General features: G+C 54.3%; 13 protein-coding genes, 1 tRNA gene and 1 pseudogene. 12 read left to right on the top strand and 3 right to left on the bottom strand.

Going from position 1 to position 15491, the window contains the following annotated elements:
• Positions 1 to 244 precede the first annotated feature (244 nt).
• The 5 genes and pseudogenes from opgB to D5398_RS25370 all read left to right on the top strand — a co-directional run.
• Positions 245 to 2554: a phosphatidylglycerol--membrane-oligosaccharide glycerophosphotransferase gene (gene opgB / locus D5398_RS00540; RefSeq protein ID WP_120505897.1), complete on the top strand. Its 2310-nt coding sequence runs from the start codon at positions 245 to 247 to the stop codon at positions 2552 to 2554.
• A gap of 246 nt (positions 2555 to 2800) precedes the next feature.
• Complete coding sequence (locus D5398_RS00535; RefSeq protein WP_120505896.1) at positions 2801 to 3643, top strand: MetQ/NlpA family ABC transporter substrate-binding protein; 843 nt, start codon at positions 2801 to 2803, stop codon at positions 3641 to 3643.
• 11 nt (positions 3644 to 3654) lie between these two features.
• On the top strand, positions 3655 to 4809 hold the full coding sequence (locus D5398_RS00530; RefSeq protein WP_120505895.1) for a methionine ABC transporter ATP-binding protein: 1155 nt from the start codon (positions 3655 to 3657) through the stop codon (positions 4807 to 4809).
• A complete protein-coding gene (locus D5398_RS00525; RefSeq protein WP_120505894.1) occupies positions 4790 to 5446 on the top strand; it encodes a methionine ABC transporter permease in 657 nt (218 codons plus the stop codon). Before D5398_RS00530 ends, D5398_RS00525 begins: the two co-directional genes overlap by 20 nt.
• A gap of 178 nt (positions 5447 to 5624) precedes the next feature.
• Positions 5625 to 5762 (top strand): annotated as a pseudogene (locus D5398_RS25370) (transcriptional regulator); the annotation flags it as partial.
• Positions 5763 to 5848: 86 nt separating this feature from the next.
• On the opposite strand, the gene D5398_RS00520 reads toward D5398_RS25370, so the two are convergent.
• A tRNA-Asn gene (locus D5398_RS00520) sits at positions 5849 to 5924 on the bottom strand.
• 395 nt (positions 5925 to 6319) lie between these two features.
• On the opposite strand from D5398_RS00520, the gene D5398_RS00515 reads away from it, so the two are divergent.
• The 7 genes from D5398_RS00515 to D5398_RS00485 all read left to right on the top strand — a co-directional run bounded on the left by D5398_RS00515 (position 6320) and on the right by D5398_RS00485 (position 13422).
• Positions 6320 to 7192 (top strand): MurR/RpiR family transcriptional regulator, encoded by an 873-nt coding sequence (locus D5398_RS00515; RefSeq protein ID WP_120505893.1) that lies wholly within the window; start codon positions 6320 to 6322, stop codon positions 7190 to 7192.
• A gap of 36 nt (positions 7193 to 7228) precedes the next feature.
• Positions 7229 to 7816 (top strand): D-alanyl-D-alanine dipeptidase, encoded by a 588-nt coding sequence (gene ddpX / locus D5398_RS00510; protein WP_208645853.1) that lies wholly within the window; start codon positions 7229 to 7231, stop codon positions 7814 to 7816.
• A 45-nt stretch (positions 7817 to 7861) separates the two neighbouring features.
• A complete protein-coding gene (locus tag D5398_RS00505) occupies positions 7862 to 9442 on the top strand; it encodes an ABC transporter substrate-binding protein (RefSeq protein WP_120505892.1) in 1581 nt (526 codons plus the stop codon).
• A gap of 62 nt (positions 9443 to 9504) precedes the next feature.
• Positions 9505 to 10521 (top strand): ABC transporter permease, encoded by a 1017-nt coding sequence (locus D5398_RS00500; RefSeq protein WP_120505891.1) that lies wholly within the window; start codon positions 9505 to 9507, stop codon positions 10519 to 10521.
• Between the two features lie 3 nt (positions 10522 to 10524).
• On the top strand, positions 10525 to 11436 hold the full coding sequence (ddpC, locus tag D5398_RS00495; RefSeq protein ID WP_120505890.1) for a D,D-dipeptide ABC transporter permease: 912 nt from the start codon (positions 10525 to 10527) through the stop codon (positions 11434 to 11436).
• A gap of 1 nt (position 11437) precedes the next feature.
• Positions 11438 to 12466: an ABC transporter ATP-binding protein gene (locus D5398_RS00490; protein WP_120505889.1), complete on the top strand. Its 1029-nt coding sequence runs from the start codon at positions 11438 to 11440 to the stop codon at positions 12464 to 12466.
• Positions 12466 to 13422, top strand: a complete 957-nt coding sequence (locus tag D5398_RS00485; protein ID WP_120505888.1) for an oligopeptide/dipeptide ABC transporter ATP-binding protein — start codon at positions 12466 to 12468, stop codon at positions 13420 to 13422. Before D5398_RS00490 ends, D5398_RS00485 begins: the two co-directional genes overlap by 1 nt.
• 79 nt (positions 13423 to 13501) lie before the next feature.
• On the opposite strand, the gene D5398_RS00480 is transcribed toward D5398_RS00485, so the two are convergent.
• Positions 13502 to 14386 (bottom strand): NAD(P)-dependent oxidoreductase, encoded by an 885-nt coding sequence (locus D5398_RS00480; protein WP_120505887.1) that lies wholly within the window; start codon positions 14384 to 14386, stop codon positions 13502 to 13504.
• On the bottom strand, positions 14379 to 15491 hold the full coding sequence (locus D5398_RS00475) for a 4-oxalomesaconate tautomerase (protein ID WP_120505886.1): 1113 nt from the start codon (positions 15489 to 15491) through the stop codon (positions 14379 to 14381). The genes D5398_RS00480 and D5398_RS00475 overlap by 8 nt, the downstream gene beginning before the upstream one ends.

The raw sequence follows: 15491 nt of genomic DNA, 5'->3' as shown, positions 1-15491 counted from the left end.
GTAATTTGTAAAAAGTCAGTTTTTTAGGATAAATCAGTGACATGACGCAGTGTTTAGGCGTTGACCCCGCACAGGGCAACCCGCTAAATAGCGCTATCCGTTTTTGGCATGACATTTTCCTGTCTCAGGGATGAAGTGAAAGACCAGTCAGTCATTCGCTCAGTGAGTTGAACCCTCGGCGCTGCCCGTAAAGCGGCAGAGAAGGGTCGCAGAGTTTATTGTTTTAATCAGACAGGGTGCTGAAATGGCTTCTGAGATAATTTCATTTATTTTATTTCTTTCCTCAATTTTCTTATACGTCACCCGTGCGTCGGCCAGCCGTGTCTGGTTTTCGCTGGTGCTGTTTTTCCTCGGCCTCTACGTCATCCTGAATGTCATTCTGATTGGCAGTAATTACTTCACCGGCGAAGGCATCACGGATGCGGTGTTGTATACCGTCACCAGCAGCCTGAAAGGTGCCGGTCTGAATAAATACATCCTGCCATTCATAGGGTTACTGAGCGGATTGATTGCCGTTTTCGCACTGCTCGCCTGGGGATTAAAACAGCGCCGGGCCACAAACAGCAGCGTGATGTACAGCGTGCTGGCCGTCGTGCTGGCGGTTTTCTCGGTGGGTTCAACTCAGGCCTTCCAGAATATTTCCCGTCTGGTCAAAACACAGATTTCCGGTAATGGCGCTGATTTCGATACTTATTACAAAGTGCCGGAAAAAATCGTTAAAGGCGCGAAAAAGCCGAATCTGGTTTATATCTATGGCGAAAGTCTCGAACGCACCTATTTTGATGACAAAGTCTTTCCGGGGCTAACGACTCAGTTAAGCGAGCACAAAGCGCAGAGTATTGATTTTACCAACACGAAACAGGTACCAGGCACCGGTTATACCATCGCCGGTATGGTTGCCTCGCAATGTGGTATTCCGCTGTTTGCGCCTTTCGATGGCAACGCTTCGAGCGCGCTGGCGACGTTCTATCCGGAAAACGTCTGTATTGGTGATGTGCTCAAAGGTGCAGGTTACACCAACTATTTCTATCAGGGCGCAGAACTGGCATTCGCCGGTAAAGGCACCTTCCTGAAATCTCACGGCTTCGACCATCTTTACGGTTACAACGAACTGCGTCCGACCGTCGCTGACCCGACTTATAAAAATGACTGGGGCTGGTATGACGACACGTTGCTGGACGAGGTCTACAAAAAATTCGTTACGCTGAGTAAGGAAGGCAAACCTTTCTCACTGTTCACGCTGACCGTGGATACGCATCATCCGGATGGCTTTATTTCACGCGGTTGTACCCGCAACGAATATAAAGTTAACGGCAAGGCTAATCAGTCGCTGAGCGCGGTGTCCTGTAGTCAGGAACTGATTGCGGCCTTTATCGATAAAATTAAAAAATCCGGTTATTTCGATAACACCATTATCGTGGTGTCTTCCGATCACCTGGCGATGAACAACACGGCTTATAACATTCTGACTAAACAGAACCGTAAAGATCTTTTCTTCGTGATTGACGGGCGTCATTCGGTGAGTGAACTGAATGCGGCCAAGCGCAGCACCATTGATAACGGTGCGACCGTGCTCGATATCATGGGTGGCGACAACTATATCGGTCTGGGGCGCAGCGGGATTTCAGCCACATCAATGACCGCACAATTCCTCAATATTGATGACAAAGTGAATGCCTGGAAACCGGCCGTCATCAAGCAGTGGGGCTTCCCGAACAGTATTAAAAATTATACCGTGAACAATAAAGACAGCAGTTTCACGTTCTCCGGTATGACCATCAAAACGCCGTTTATTCTGAAAGTGACCGGCGACAAAATTGAACCGATGTTCGATGTTTATCTCTCCACGCCGCTGAAAAAACAGCTGGCCGGACTCGCGACCAGCGATAACTTTGTCTGGGTGGATAAATGCTACGAAATGGGGCGCGTGTGGGCACCGGAGCTTTCGCTGAATACCGGTCTTTGCGTGGCATCCGGTAACCTGGGGGCGAAACCTTCTATCGTGCAGGCGACCGGCGATATCTTCAAAGGTAAGGTTGATTTCGCCAAAGACACCTCGGGCAGTAATGCGATTTACCAGCAGACGCTGAAAACCCTGAACATTGACGATGAAGCGACCCGATATCAGTCACCGGCCATCGCCTTTATGGTGCCGGGTTTACCCGAGCAGGTGAAAGCGATTACCGGTGTATCTGCGGTGGAAAACTGGGGGCGCTGGTCGGATGCGAATCTGGCGCCATCGGTGAAAATCGATTACGTCAAACCGCTGCCAACCACCTTTGATGTGGTGATCCGCGCGCGTGCTTATGGTAATAACATCGATAAACCGGTCTCCGTCCGCGTGGGCGATCAGGAACAGTTTGTCACCTTCGGCGATCAGGACGGTATTGTGAAAGTGCAATTCACTAACCCTGAAGCGGCGCAAAGCATTGTTATCACACCGCCTGCACCGACCGAACCAACCGAAGGCACCAGCGGCGGCTTCCAGCCACGTAAACTGGGCATCGGGATGGTGTCTCTGGAAGTCCAACCGGTACAAGAACCGCAATCTTAAAACGCGCTGTTTATACGCTGCTGTACATGAAAACCCGCTCCGGCGGGTTTTTTTTATGGGCTATTTTCTCCCCGTAAAAGCCTTAGCTTTTTTATCGATTTACTATCCCAATTCAGTTATTCATTTTCGAAATAACTTTCATTAAAACAATATTATATAGAAATATGCCGCTGGGTATACTCGCCAAAATCCTGCACTGAAACACAGCCGTGTGCAGGCCTCTCATCATGCTTTTGGGGATACTTTATGCGCAAGACTTTTAACCAATCTAAGACCCGAATTAACCGTGCATTTTTACTGGCCGCGACATCCGTCGCCATCCTTTCCGGCAGTGTTCTGGCACCGCTGAGCGCGGCACATGCCGCAGATAAAACCACCATTAAAGTCGGCATTATCAGCGGGGAAGATGAAGATGTCTGGCGCGAAGTGGTCAAACAGGCAGCCGCCAAAGGGCTGACTGTGAAACCGGTTATTTTCAACGATTACAATCAGCCTAACGAAGCGTTGCAAAACGGTGAAGTGGATGCCAATGCCTTTCAGCATCAGCCATTCCTCGATAATCAGATCAAAGTGAATCACTACAATATTGTGCGCGTGGGCGATACCGCCGTGTGGCCAATCGGTTTGTATTCCAAAAAAGTAAAATCAGCCGACGAACTGAAAGAAGGCGCGGTGATTGGTGTACCTAACGATCCGTCGAACGAAGCGCGTGGTCTGATCCTGCTACAGCAATCCGGCGTGATTAAACTCAAACCCGGTGCCGGCATTTTCGCGACAACGGCAGATATCGCCGAGAACCCGCGCCACGTGACCATCAAAGAACTGGATTCCGGCATTATTGGCCGTTCCGTTCCTGATTTAGACGCGGCCATTGTGAACACCGACTGGGCGCTGAAAAGTGGCCTGACGCCTGCGGATCGCATCGCGCAGGAACCGGTAAAAGGCAATCCATACAACAACTTCATCGCAGTGAAAACAGAAAACGTGAATGCACCGTGGGTGAAAACGCTGGTCAGTTCTTACCAGAATGATGCCGTCAAACAGGAGTTTGATAAGGTTTATAAAGGCACCGGCGTGACGGCCTGGTAAGGATGTAAAGCATGACGATCCTCTCTGAAACCGGCGCGCAATTTACCGCGACGCCTTCAGATAATCACTTTGTCCGCCCGGTTAACGCCGGGCAGTTCGCACATACCGGCAATGATGTGGCACAAGACGGTACGGAGAACGTTGTACGCCTGCACCGTGTCAGCCGCCAGTTTGGCACGACGCAGGCACTGAAAGATGTCTCGCTGACGGTAAGGCGGGGCGAAATCCTCGGCATTATCGGGCGCAGCGGCGCCGGGAAATCGACGCTGATCCGCTGCCTCAACGGTCTCGAACAGCCCGATGAAGGCGTGATTGAAATAGAAGGGCGTGCGATCACCGGCCTCAGTGAAAAAGCGTTGCAGGCGGTGCGTAGTCGCGTCGGGATGGTGTTTCAGCATTTCAATTTGCTTTCGGCTAAAACCGTTGAGCAAAATGTCGCGCTGCCGCTGAAAATTGCCGGTTACGACAAGGCACGGCGTCAGGCGCGTGTCGCCGAACTGCTGGCGCTGGTCGGCCTTGAGGATAAAGCTAAAAACTATCCGGCGGCTTTGTCCGGCGGCCAGAAACAGCGCGTCGGTATTGCCCGTGCTCTGGCGGCGAATCCCGCGCTTTTACTTTGCGATGAAGCCACGTCAGCGCTGGATCCTGAAACCACCCGTTCAATTCTGGCGCTGCTGCAATCCCTCAATCAGAAACTCGGTATCACTATTTTACTGATCACCCATGAGATGGAAGTGATCAAAAAAATCGCCCATCGCGTGGCGGTGATTAATGTCGGCGAAATTGTCGAAGAAGGGCCGGTGTGGCAGGTGTTTGCGCATCCGCAATCCCCGCTGACCCGTACGTTGTTGCAGGGTTTATTGCCACAACTGCCTGAATCGCTGGCTGAACGTCTGTCACCGGTACGTCAGGGCGAGGCGATTTACAGCGTTCAATATGCCGGGCAGGGCAGGCAGGGCGAAATCCTCACGCAGATGGCAACGTCATTACCGGGTAAATTCCGCCTGATTCAGGGCGGGGTGGATCATATTCAGCATTACGCCGTCGTGCGTTTCTTCTTCTCAGTGCCGGTGAACGACAGGGTATCCGAGCAGGTTGTTTTAGACTGGCTGCAACAGCACCAGGCCAACGTGGAGCTGACAGGTTATGTCTCCGGTAATGATTGATTTGCTGATTAACGCCATCGAAGAAACGTTGCTGATGACGGCGATTTCCGGCCTGTTTTCTCTGATTGCCGGTTTGCCGCTGGGGCTGATTCTGGTGATGAGCAGCTCCGGAGGAATTGCCGAAAACCGCTGGGTTAATCGTTCGCTCGGTCTGGTTATTAACGGTTTCCGGTCGCTGCCGTTTATCATTTTGCTGGTGGCGCTGATCCCGGTTACCCGTTTTCTGGTCGGTACGTCACTCGGTACCTGGGCGGCGATTGTGCCGCTGTCTATAACGGCAACACCGTATTTTGCCCGTGTGGCGGAAGTCTCGTTGCGTGATGTCGATCGCGGCCTGATTGACGCCGTTCGTGCAATGGGTGCCAGCAAACTGCGCATTGTCTGGGACGTGCTGATCCCCGAAGCGTTGCCGGGGATATTGTCCGGATTTGTCGTCACGCTGGTGGCGCTGATTGGTGCTTCGGCGATGGCGGGTGCAATCGGTGCAGGCGGTCTGGGCGACCTGGCGATCCGCTACGGTTATCAGCGTTTTGAAACGGTGGTGATGATTGAAGTGATCGTCGTACTGATTGTGATGGTGTGCGGCATTCAGTGGCTGGGAGATCGCGTTGTGGCGCGCGTCGATAAGCGTCATTAAAAAAGCTGATGTTGAACAGACGAACGTGCTGGCTCTGGTGATTGTCTTACAAGACAAAGGGCCTGCATTATCCATACTTTACGCAGATACAGTGAATATACCCGTCACCTGAATATGATAAAGAAAAGGAATGTCCTTAATGAGCAGAACCCTTGAACAGTTACTGGCATCGGTAAAACCTGACGTTGCCGGAATGGAAAAGTCCGATCGTGACCTGAAATTGTCCACCCTGAAACGTTATGTTGAAGCCGCGGGTGGCAAGTTACGTCTGGAAATCGATTTGCCGGATGGCAGTCATTTTGGGTTTGCGATGTAACAACAACGCCTGACCTGCACGATTTCGGCACATAATCAGAAAAGCAAAAAGCCCGCTTAAGTTTCCTTAAGCGGGCTTTTCTAATATGGCTCCTCTGACTGGACTCGAACCAGTGACATACGGATTAACAGTCCGCCGTTCTACCGACTGAACTACAGAGGAATCGTTTGAACGGGGCGAATAATAACGACTGCCCCGAAGCATGTCAAAGGGTTAACGCAAAAAGTTGTCCGACTGCTGTCTTAATATTCAACTTGTTGAGTATTAAGGCAAAATGATTAGAACCTCTGCCAGATGTTCCTCTCCTCACGCCATTTCACTGGCTGATTGCACTAAAAGCAAACACAAGTTGCCTGATTGTTGTGCAGTCGTTGCCGGCAAGTTTGATTTTGGCCGTTCATTAGCAAGTTTTTTGCCAGCAACCTGCCATAAAATCGTCATAAATTCAGATCTGCTGCACAAATTTCACTCATTTATGGGAATTGGCACACCCCGTGCATTGTTATTTTACTAACAACGACTAGTTTTTTGACAATGAAGCAACAGAGGATTAACCGATGCAGCCAGCGCAGGATGTGATCGAGCAACTCGAAGCCTCGTTCGCCGGACAGACACCGACGGGAAAACGCATTGCCAGTTATTTGCTGGCTAATCTGTCGCAGATCCCTTTCGAAACGGCAGACAGCATTGCTCGCAGCGCCGCGACCAGCGGGATTTCCGTCGGACGTTATCTGCGCAGCCTTGGTTATCGCAATCTGGATCATTTCAAACAAACACTGCGCCTGCAAAGCGGCACGTCTTATCAGCCGTGGGTGGTCACCGACCGTCTTGGCGCTTACCGCGAACGCAGCAAACAGCCGCACCAGGAAAAGTTGCAACAGTCACTGGCGCTCGAGCTTGAAGCCATTAATCACGTATATCAGCTGGTGCAAACTGACAGTTTTGCAGCGGTCAGCCGCCGTCTGGCAGATGCGGAGGCGGTATTTATTCTCGGCATTCAGTCGGTGCGCGGCATCGCTAACAATTTCTCCAGTTATCTCGAATATTTACGGCCAAAAGTGTATTTCGCCGACGGCCTGGCAGGCACGTATGTCGAATCCCTGAATTCCGAATTCGCGCAGCCCTATCTGGTCGTCACCGACACACGCGCGTATTCGAAAATGGCACAAACCTATTGCGAAGCAGCCTGCGAACGCGGACTGAACGTGGCACTGATCACCGACATTTACTGCCCGTGGGCGCGTGATTATCCGGTGGATTTATTGCAGGTGAAAACTGACACCGGCCAGTTCTGGGATTCGATGGCACCGCTCAGCTGCCTCTTCAATCTGTTGTGTTCGGCGGTGCTTGAACTGCGTGGCAATGAGGTCGAACAGCGACTGGCCAATAACCGGATCCTGCAAAAGCAACTTGGGCAATTCGAATCGTAATTTCACTGCAAAGACAGGAACGCAAAGACATTAACCATGACCATCAATCATAAAACACCCGACATCGCGCTGACGGATCTGGCTGAAATATTGCCCGACGCCGTGATCGACCTGAAATACGCCACCGCCGATAACCTGACCGGTCAGCCGATTTATCGCGAATCCCGCTGCCTGTTACACCCTGATGCCGCCGCCGCGCTGGTTCGCTGTAACGAGGTAGCAAAACTGGCCGGATTTACCCTGAAAATTTATGACGCCTACCGGCCACAGGCGGCTCAGGCCTGTTTGTGGGCAGCGTTTCCAAATCCTGACTATGTCGTGGATATCAAACTCGGGTCGCATCACAGCCGTGGTGTGGCAGTGGATCTGACCCTGCTGGATGAGCAGGGTGAAGTGGTGGATATGGGCGCGGGGTTTGATGAAATGACTGAAGTATCTCACCCGTTTTATCCCGATTTACCGCCACACATCCAGCGTAACCGTTTGCTGCTCAACGCCGTGATGGCGGCGGGTGGCTTTAAGGGGATCACCAGTGAGTGGTGGCACTTTGAATTACCGGATGCCAAAACGTATCCGTTGTTGGAAGAGCGGTTCGGCTGCTATCCGCCGGTCAACGCCGCGTAATCATTGCAAGTCTCTTACCACTTTGATAAAGCCAGGAGTTCTCCGATGAGCAACACAGCAATCAACACGTTTCGCAAAAATACCAAAACACAGATCGCCGGTGCCATTTTTCTCGCCTTGTCAGGCTTAAGTTTTGCCACGCAGGCCGCCGTGCCGAAAGACATGCTGGTTATCGGTAAGGCGGCGGATCCGCAAACGCTGGATCCGGCGGTCACTATCGATAACAACGACTGGACGGTCACGTATCCGGCTTATCAGCGTCTGGTGCAGTATAAAACCGAAGACGGCAAAGGCTCGACGCAGGTCGAAGGTGACCTGGCGGCAAGCTGGACGGCCTCACCGGATCAATTGGTCTGGACCTTCAAACTCAAACCGGGTGCAAAATTTGATGATGGCACCGACGTCAATGCCGATGCGGTGAAATGGTCGTTCGAGCGTCTGATGAAAATTGGTCAGGGTCCGTCCGAAGCGTTCCCGAAAGATATGACAGTGACGGTAGTGGATCCCATGACTGTCACCTTTACGCTGAAAACGCCTTTCGCGCCATTCCTCTACACGCTGGCGAATGACGGCGCGGGCATCGTCAATCCGGCGGTTGCTAAAGCAAACCCTGCCGATGAAGGCAAGGCATGGCTGGCCGGTCATACCGCCGGTTCCGGCCCTTATAAGCTGGATCGCTGGCAGAAAGGTCAGCAACTGGTGTTGGTACCGAACCCGCATTACAGCGGCGCAAAACCTGCGTTCAAACGTGTGACCGTGAAAATTATCGGTGAAAGCGCCACCCGCCGGCTGCAACTGTCGCGCGGTGATCTGGATATTGCCGATTCTCTGCCGATGGATCAGCTGGCTGCACTCAAGAAAGAGGATAAAGTCGCCGTTGAAGAATTTCCTTCATTACGCGTGACGTATCTGTATCTCAATAACGCTAAAGCGCCGATGAATCAGGTGGATTTACGCCGCGCGATTTCTTCCGCCGTGGATTATCAGGGCATGGTGAAAGGCATCCTTGGCGGTAATGCCAAGCAGATGCGCGGGCCGATCCCGGACGGCATGTGGGGCTTCGACCCGACGGCTAAGCAATACACTTTAGATCTGACTCAGGCCAAAGCAGACCTGGACAAAGTCAAAGACAAACCTAAAACGCTGGATTTCCTGTACTCCGATAATGACCCGAACTGGGAATCTATCGCGCTTGCCGTGCAGGCCAGTCTCGGTCAGGCAGGTATCAGCGTGAAGCTGGAAAAACTGGCTAACGCCACCATGCGCGACCGCATCGGGCAGGGCGATTACGACATCTCGATTGGTAACTGGAGCCCGGATTTCGCCGACCCGTACATGTTCATGAACTACTGGTTCGAGTCCGACAAAAAAGGGCTGCCGGGTAACCGTTCCTTCTACTCCAACCCGGACGTGGATGCGTTGCTGAAAAAAGCGGTGTCAGTCACCGATCAGAAACAGCGCACCGACTATTACCAGCAGGCACAGAAAATCGTTATCGATGAAGCGGCGTACGTTTATCTGTTCCAGAAAAACTATCAGGTGGCGATGAACAAAGAGGTAAAAGGCTTTGTTTTCAACCCGATGCTCGAACAAGTCTTCAACGTTGGTCAAATGCATAAGCAGTAATCGCAATATCATTCACGAAAACCCCTTTCAAGACCTGAAAGGGGTTTTACGGGGAAAACACGATGACTTTTTGGACTCTGATTAGGCAGCGCTGCTGGGGTTTGATACTGGTGATGGCGGGTGTTTGCGTTATCACTTTTATCATCTCGCATATGATCCCCGGTGACCCTGCGCGTCTTCTGGCGGGCGATCGCGCAAGCAATGAGATGGTCGAACATATCCGTGAGCAACTCGGGTTGAACCAGCCGCTGTACGTGCAGTTTTTCCGTTACGTCAGTGATTTGCTGCACGGCGATTTGGGTACCTCGATCCGCACCGGTCGCCCGGTACTCGAAGACCTGAAAGCCTTCTTCCCGGCGACGCTGGAACTGGCCGTCAGCGCGCTGTTTCTGGCGATTGTGCTCGGCATTCCGCTGGGCGTGCTGTCGGCGGTTTATCGCAATAAATTCCCGGACCATCTGGTGCGTCTGCTCTCGGTGCTGGGGATTTCGACCCCTGCGTTCTGGCTGGGGCTGGGCGTTATCATTCTGTTCTACGGTCATCTGAACCTGTTACCGGGGGGCGGAAGGCTGGATGACTGGATGGATCCGCCCGCCAATATCACCGGCTTTTATGTGCTCGACTCCCTGCTGACCGGCAACTGGGACGCTTTCTGGAACAGCCTGCAACATCTGGCGATGCCTGCGCTGACGCTGGCGTTTGTACACATGGGGATTGTGGCGCGGCAAATTCGTTCAGCGATGCTTGAGCAACTGAGTGAGGATTACATCCGCACGGCACGTGCTAACGGGCTTTCGCACTGGCGCGTCATTCTCAGCCACGCCTTGCCGAATGCGCTGATCCCGTCCGTGACGGTGCTCGGGCTGGCGATGGGCGATTTACTGTATGGCGCGGTGCTGACCGAAACCGTGTTTGCCTGGCCAGGCATGGGCGCATATGTAGTGAATTCGATTCAGGCGCTGGATTTCCCCGCAGTGATGGGTTTTGCGGTGGTGGTGTCGTTCGCCTACGTCATCGTCAATTTATGTGTGGATTTACTGTATGTGTGGATTGATCCGCGCATTGGCCGTGAGGGGTGAGGCATGTCTGTGATTGAACCGGGCGTCAATAATCATCGGGCCGATATCGTGGCTCCGGACGTCAAACCGCGCTTCGCTAACTGGCGTCGCACATTTCATCTCCTGAGCCGCAGCCCGCTGACCATGCTGGGGCTGGCGATCATGCTGATCGTCTTGTTTATCATGATTTTCTCGCCGTGGCTGGTGCCGCACGATCCGAACGCTATCAGCCTGACTGACCGGTTGCAGGCACCTTCCGCATTGCATTGGTTTGGCACCGATGAAGTCGGGCGTGATCTGTTCAGCCGTGTGCTGATTGGCAGCCAGCAATCGGTGGCGGCTGGGCTGGCGGTGGTCATTATTGCGGGAACGATCGGGTCGCTGCTCGGCTGTTTCTCCGGCGTGGTCGGTGGTGTGGTGGACGCGCTGATTATGCGCTGCATGGACATCATGCTGTCGGTGCCGTCGCTGGTATTAACCATGGCGCTGGCCGCCGCGCTCGGGCCGAGTTTGTTTAACGCCATGCTGGCGATTGCGGTGGTGCGCATTCCGTTTTACGTGAGGCTGGCGCGCGGGCAGACGCTGATGCTGCGCCATCAGGCGTATATGCAGGCCACGCGGACATTTGGCGCGTCGCGCTGGCATCTGATTACCTGGCATGTTTTACGCAATGTCATGCCGCCGCTGGTGGTGCAGGCTTCGCTGGATATCGGTACATCGATTCTGATGGCCGCAACGCTTGGCTTTATTGGCCTTGGCGCGCAGCAACCGACCGCAGAATGGGGTGCGATGGTTTCCAACGGTCGCAATTATATTCTCGATCAGTGGTGGTATTCGGCATTTCCGGGTGTGGCGATCCTGATCACCGCCACTGGTTTTAACCTGTTCGGCGACGGTCTGCGCGACCTGCTGGATCCGAAAAGCAGAGGGCGCTGAGATGTCAGAACCAATACAGGCGCCGGTACTGGAAATCGACAATCTGCAACTGGTCTTTCCGGTATACGGCGGCGAAGTGAAAGCCCTGAATCGGGTCTCATTGTCTGTCAGCGCCGGAGAAATCGTCGGCGTGGTTGGCGAATCCGGTTCAGGTAAATCGGTCACGGCGATGATGGCGATGCGCCTGTTGCCACCAGACGGTTTCACCGTCACCGGCGGCGGGTTACGCATGCTCGGTACCGACGTGGTTCACGCCAGTGAAAAACAGATGCGAACCTTACGCGGCGCGCGGGTAGCGATGATATTTCAGGAGCCGATGAACGCGCTGAATCCGACGCGCAAAATCGGTCGTCAGATGTGCGAAGTGATTTGTCTGCATCAGAAACTCAGCAAGGCACAGGCATGGAAAAAAGCCATCGGGCTGCTGGAGGATATGCAGATTGCCGACGCGGAGCAGGTGATGTCGCGTTATCCGTTCGAACTTTCCGGCGGCATGCGTCAGCGGGTATTAATCGCGATGGCCTTTTCCTGCGAGCCGGAACTGATCATTGCCGACGAACCGACGACGGCGCTGGATGTCACGGTGCAGCGTCAGGTTCTGCGTTTGCTACAGCGCAAAGCCCGCGCCAGTGGCACCGCAGTGTTATTTATTACCCATGACATGGCTGTGGTGTCGCAGCTTTGCGACCGGGTTTATGTGATGTACGCCGGGCATGTGATTGAAAGCGGTAAAACCTCGGATGTTATTGACACGCCATCGCACCCGTATTCCATCGGATTATTACAGGCGGCACCGGAAAACGGCGAGCCACGCAGTCTGCTGAAAGCCATTCCGGGGACGGTGCCGAATCTGGCAAAGTTGCCACAAGGCTGTGCGTTTCGCGGTCGCTGCAATCATGCCGACGAGCGATGTAGTGAAACGCCTGTGCTGGCGTCATTGGCGCAATTCCCGCAACAGTCCGTCGCCTGCTGGCATCCTCAGCGCCATGCCGGAGAAATCCGGATCCACAGTATTGAGGAGCATTCCTGATGATAGATGAAGCGTTGGTCGAACTCCGGGAAGTGCGCGTGCGTTTCCCTGTAAGCGTTAACTGGCGCGGCAAACCGACCGGTTATGTCCATGCGCTGAACGGATTAGATCTCAATATTATCCGCGGCGAAACCCTGGGGATTGTCGGCGAATCCGGCTGCGGAAAAAGCACGCTGGCGCAGTTACTGATGGGATTACAAAAGCCGAGCAGCGGCGAAATTCACCGCGCGCGCCACGACAATTCGTGGTTCGGTTCCGGTATGCAGATGGTTTTTCAGGATCCGCAATCGTCGCTGGATCCGCGTCTGCCGGTCTGGCGGATTATCACCGAACCGGTGTTTGTGCAAAAACACAACAGCAGCCGCGAGCGTCGTGAACTGGCTGCCACGCTGGCAGAGCAGGTCGGCATCCGCAAAGAATATCTCGACCGTTTGCCGCATGAATTTTCCGGCGGTCAGCGCCAGCGAATTTCCATCGCCCGCGCGTTATCTTCTGAGCCAGACATTATCGTGCTGGATGAACCGACTTCGGCGCTGGATATTTCGGTGCAGGCGCAAATCCTCAATCTGCTGGTGGAACTGCAACGTCAGCGCAATCTGACTTACGTGCTGATCTCCCATAATGTGTCCGTCGTGCGTCATATGAGCGATCGCGTGGCGGTGATGTATCTGGGGCAAATCGTCGAGCTGGGTGCGGCGGAAAAAGTGTTGTCAGAGCCGCAGCATCCGTACACCCGTTTGCTGCTCGATTCCGTTCCCCGCGCCGGACGTGCTCTGGATGAAGGAATAGTCGATAAAAAGGGTGAGTTACCCAGCAACCGGAATCTGCCAATGGGATGCTATTTCCGCGAACGATGTCCGCTGGCCGGTGACGGCTGTCAGATGCCGCAGGATCTGGTGTACGGGGCAGGGGGGGTGGTGGCGCGATGTCATCGGGTTATGCCGGAGCGGGGTTAGTTATGGTTTTTAACGCCTCCCCTTCGCAGGGGAGGGAGTTGACCGGTTTTCTCCTCCGAGCAGGTGAGAAAGGGACAACTTATTTTCGTAAAATATCCATAGTTTTCCCCCACTCAAACGGCTGCAGATCCGAATACCGGATCCCCTTCGCCGCCATCGCATCCACCAACCCTTGTTGGGCCAGCACTGTGCCCGAACTCATATTCGGCGCGACACCGACATCTTCGAGCGTTTTCACGACTTCGCGCATCTCCTCGGCGCGGCGTTTGCCATGTTCGGCGATCCGGCTGATGAGATAATGCGGTAACTGCGCCTCCCAGCCGAGTGAGGGAAAACTGGCGTGCAGCGAAGCCAGCACTTCCTTGCCGACGCCGTACTGGCGTGCGGCGCTCAGGCATTCGGCGGTCAGCGCTTCCAGGCCTTTGATCATCACGCTGCGGCACATTTTGATAGCGGAGGCCTCGCCGACGGCGGTGCTGTGCACTGTGCTGTTAAATCCATTTTCGTTCAGCCATTCGCTGATCGCGCAAACCTGCGTGCCGCCCAGCAGCAGCGGGGTTTTTATCCGCGCAGGCGGGTAGGGTGCCATCACCGCGACGTCGATATAATTCCCACCCGCCTGTTCAGTCAGTGCCATCGCTTCGCGTTTGGTGTGCGGCGAAACTGAATTCATATCGAGAAAGAACTGTCCGGGGGCGAGATGTCGGGCGACGTTTCCGGCCACATTCAGCGCTTCGGCGGCAGTCACGGCGGAGAAAATGATCTGACTGCCTTTCATCGCGTCTTCCAGCGACACTGCAAAATGCACTCCGGCATCACGGGCGCGCTGCCGGATAACGGCTGAATCCGTCTGCTTATCAAACGCCACAATTTCCAGCGCAGGATTTTGTTTTTTTAAATCCGTAGCCAGAATCGTGCCGACCTCGCCGAGGCCGATTAAGATAATGCGGGTCACGTTATTCATGGGAGATCTCCTGATGTCCGTCCCAGAGACCGGCGGGGATGGCGACGCGGCCTTCAAAAATCAGGCGTGCGGTGCGTAACAGTGCGCACCCTTTGAGACGTTGTGCGCCGGTTTGGGTCGGATCGAGTTGCAATTCCACGCTGAATTCGCCGGTCGGATGTTCGACGCTGATTAACGGCGTGTCGCCGGAGGGCGCGTGCGCCAGGCCTTCGGTGATGCTGCCTGGGATCAGGCAGGCGCTGGCGACGCTGACAGCGCCGAGCACGCCAATCGAGGCGTGGCAGCGATGCGGAATAAATGTCCGGCTGGAGATGGCACCGCCACTTCGTGGTTCAGCGATCAGCGTCATTTTCGGCACGGTGCGCTGCGACACATCGCCAAGATTCATTTTCGGACCGGCCTGCAAGCGGATCGACTCGAGACGCTTTTTCAGCTCCGTGTCGGCATCCAGCTGTTCGCGGGTTTCATAACCACTGCGTCCGAAATCGGCGGCACGCAGCAGGATCACCGGCATACCGTTGTCGATGCAGGTTACGTCGATACCGTCGAACGTGTCGCGAGCGTTGCCGGTCGGCAGCAATTCGCCGCAGCTGGAACCGGCGATATCAGCAAATTCCACGCTGATTTTGGCCGCGGTTCCCGGCACGCCGTCGATGCGTAAATCACCCTGATAGCAAACCTCACCGTCTTTGACCGGCACATACGCGGTCGCAAGTTGTCCGGTATTCTCCATAAAAATGCGCACCGGCGTGATGCCTTCGACCGTGCTGACCAGACCCCGCTCGAGAGCGAACGGGCCGACGGCGGCCAGAATATTGCCGCAGTTTTGTCCGTAATCCACCACCGCTTTATCGACATTCACCTGAGCAAAAAGATAATCGACGTCGGCATCCGGGCGCGCGGAAGGGCGCACAATCGCCACTTTGCTTGTCAGCGGATCGGCGCCCCCGAGGCCGTCTATCTGGCGTGGATCAGGGGATCCCATCACCGCCAGCAACACGCGGTCGCGCAGCTTTTCATTTCTCGGCAAATCTGCCGCCAGAAAAAATGCGCCTTTCGAGGTGCCGCCGCGCATCAGCAGGCAGGGAATTCGGGTCTGCGGCAT

Source organism: Rahnella bruchi (genome assembly GCF_003614975.1).
GTDB lineage: Bacteria > Pseudomonadota > Gammaproteobacteria > Enterobacterales > Enterobacteriaceae > Rahnella > Rahnella bruchi.
The sequence above is the reverse complement of the archived record's forward strand: the minus strand, read 5'-3'. Positions and strand labels throughout refer to the sequence as shown.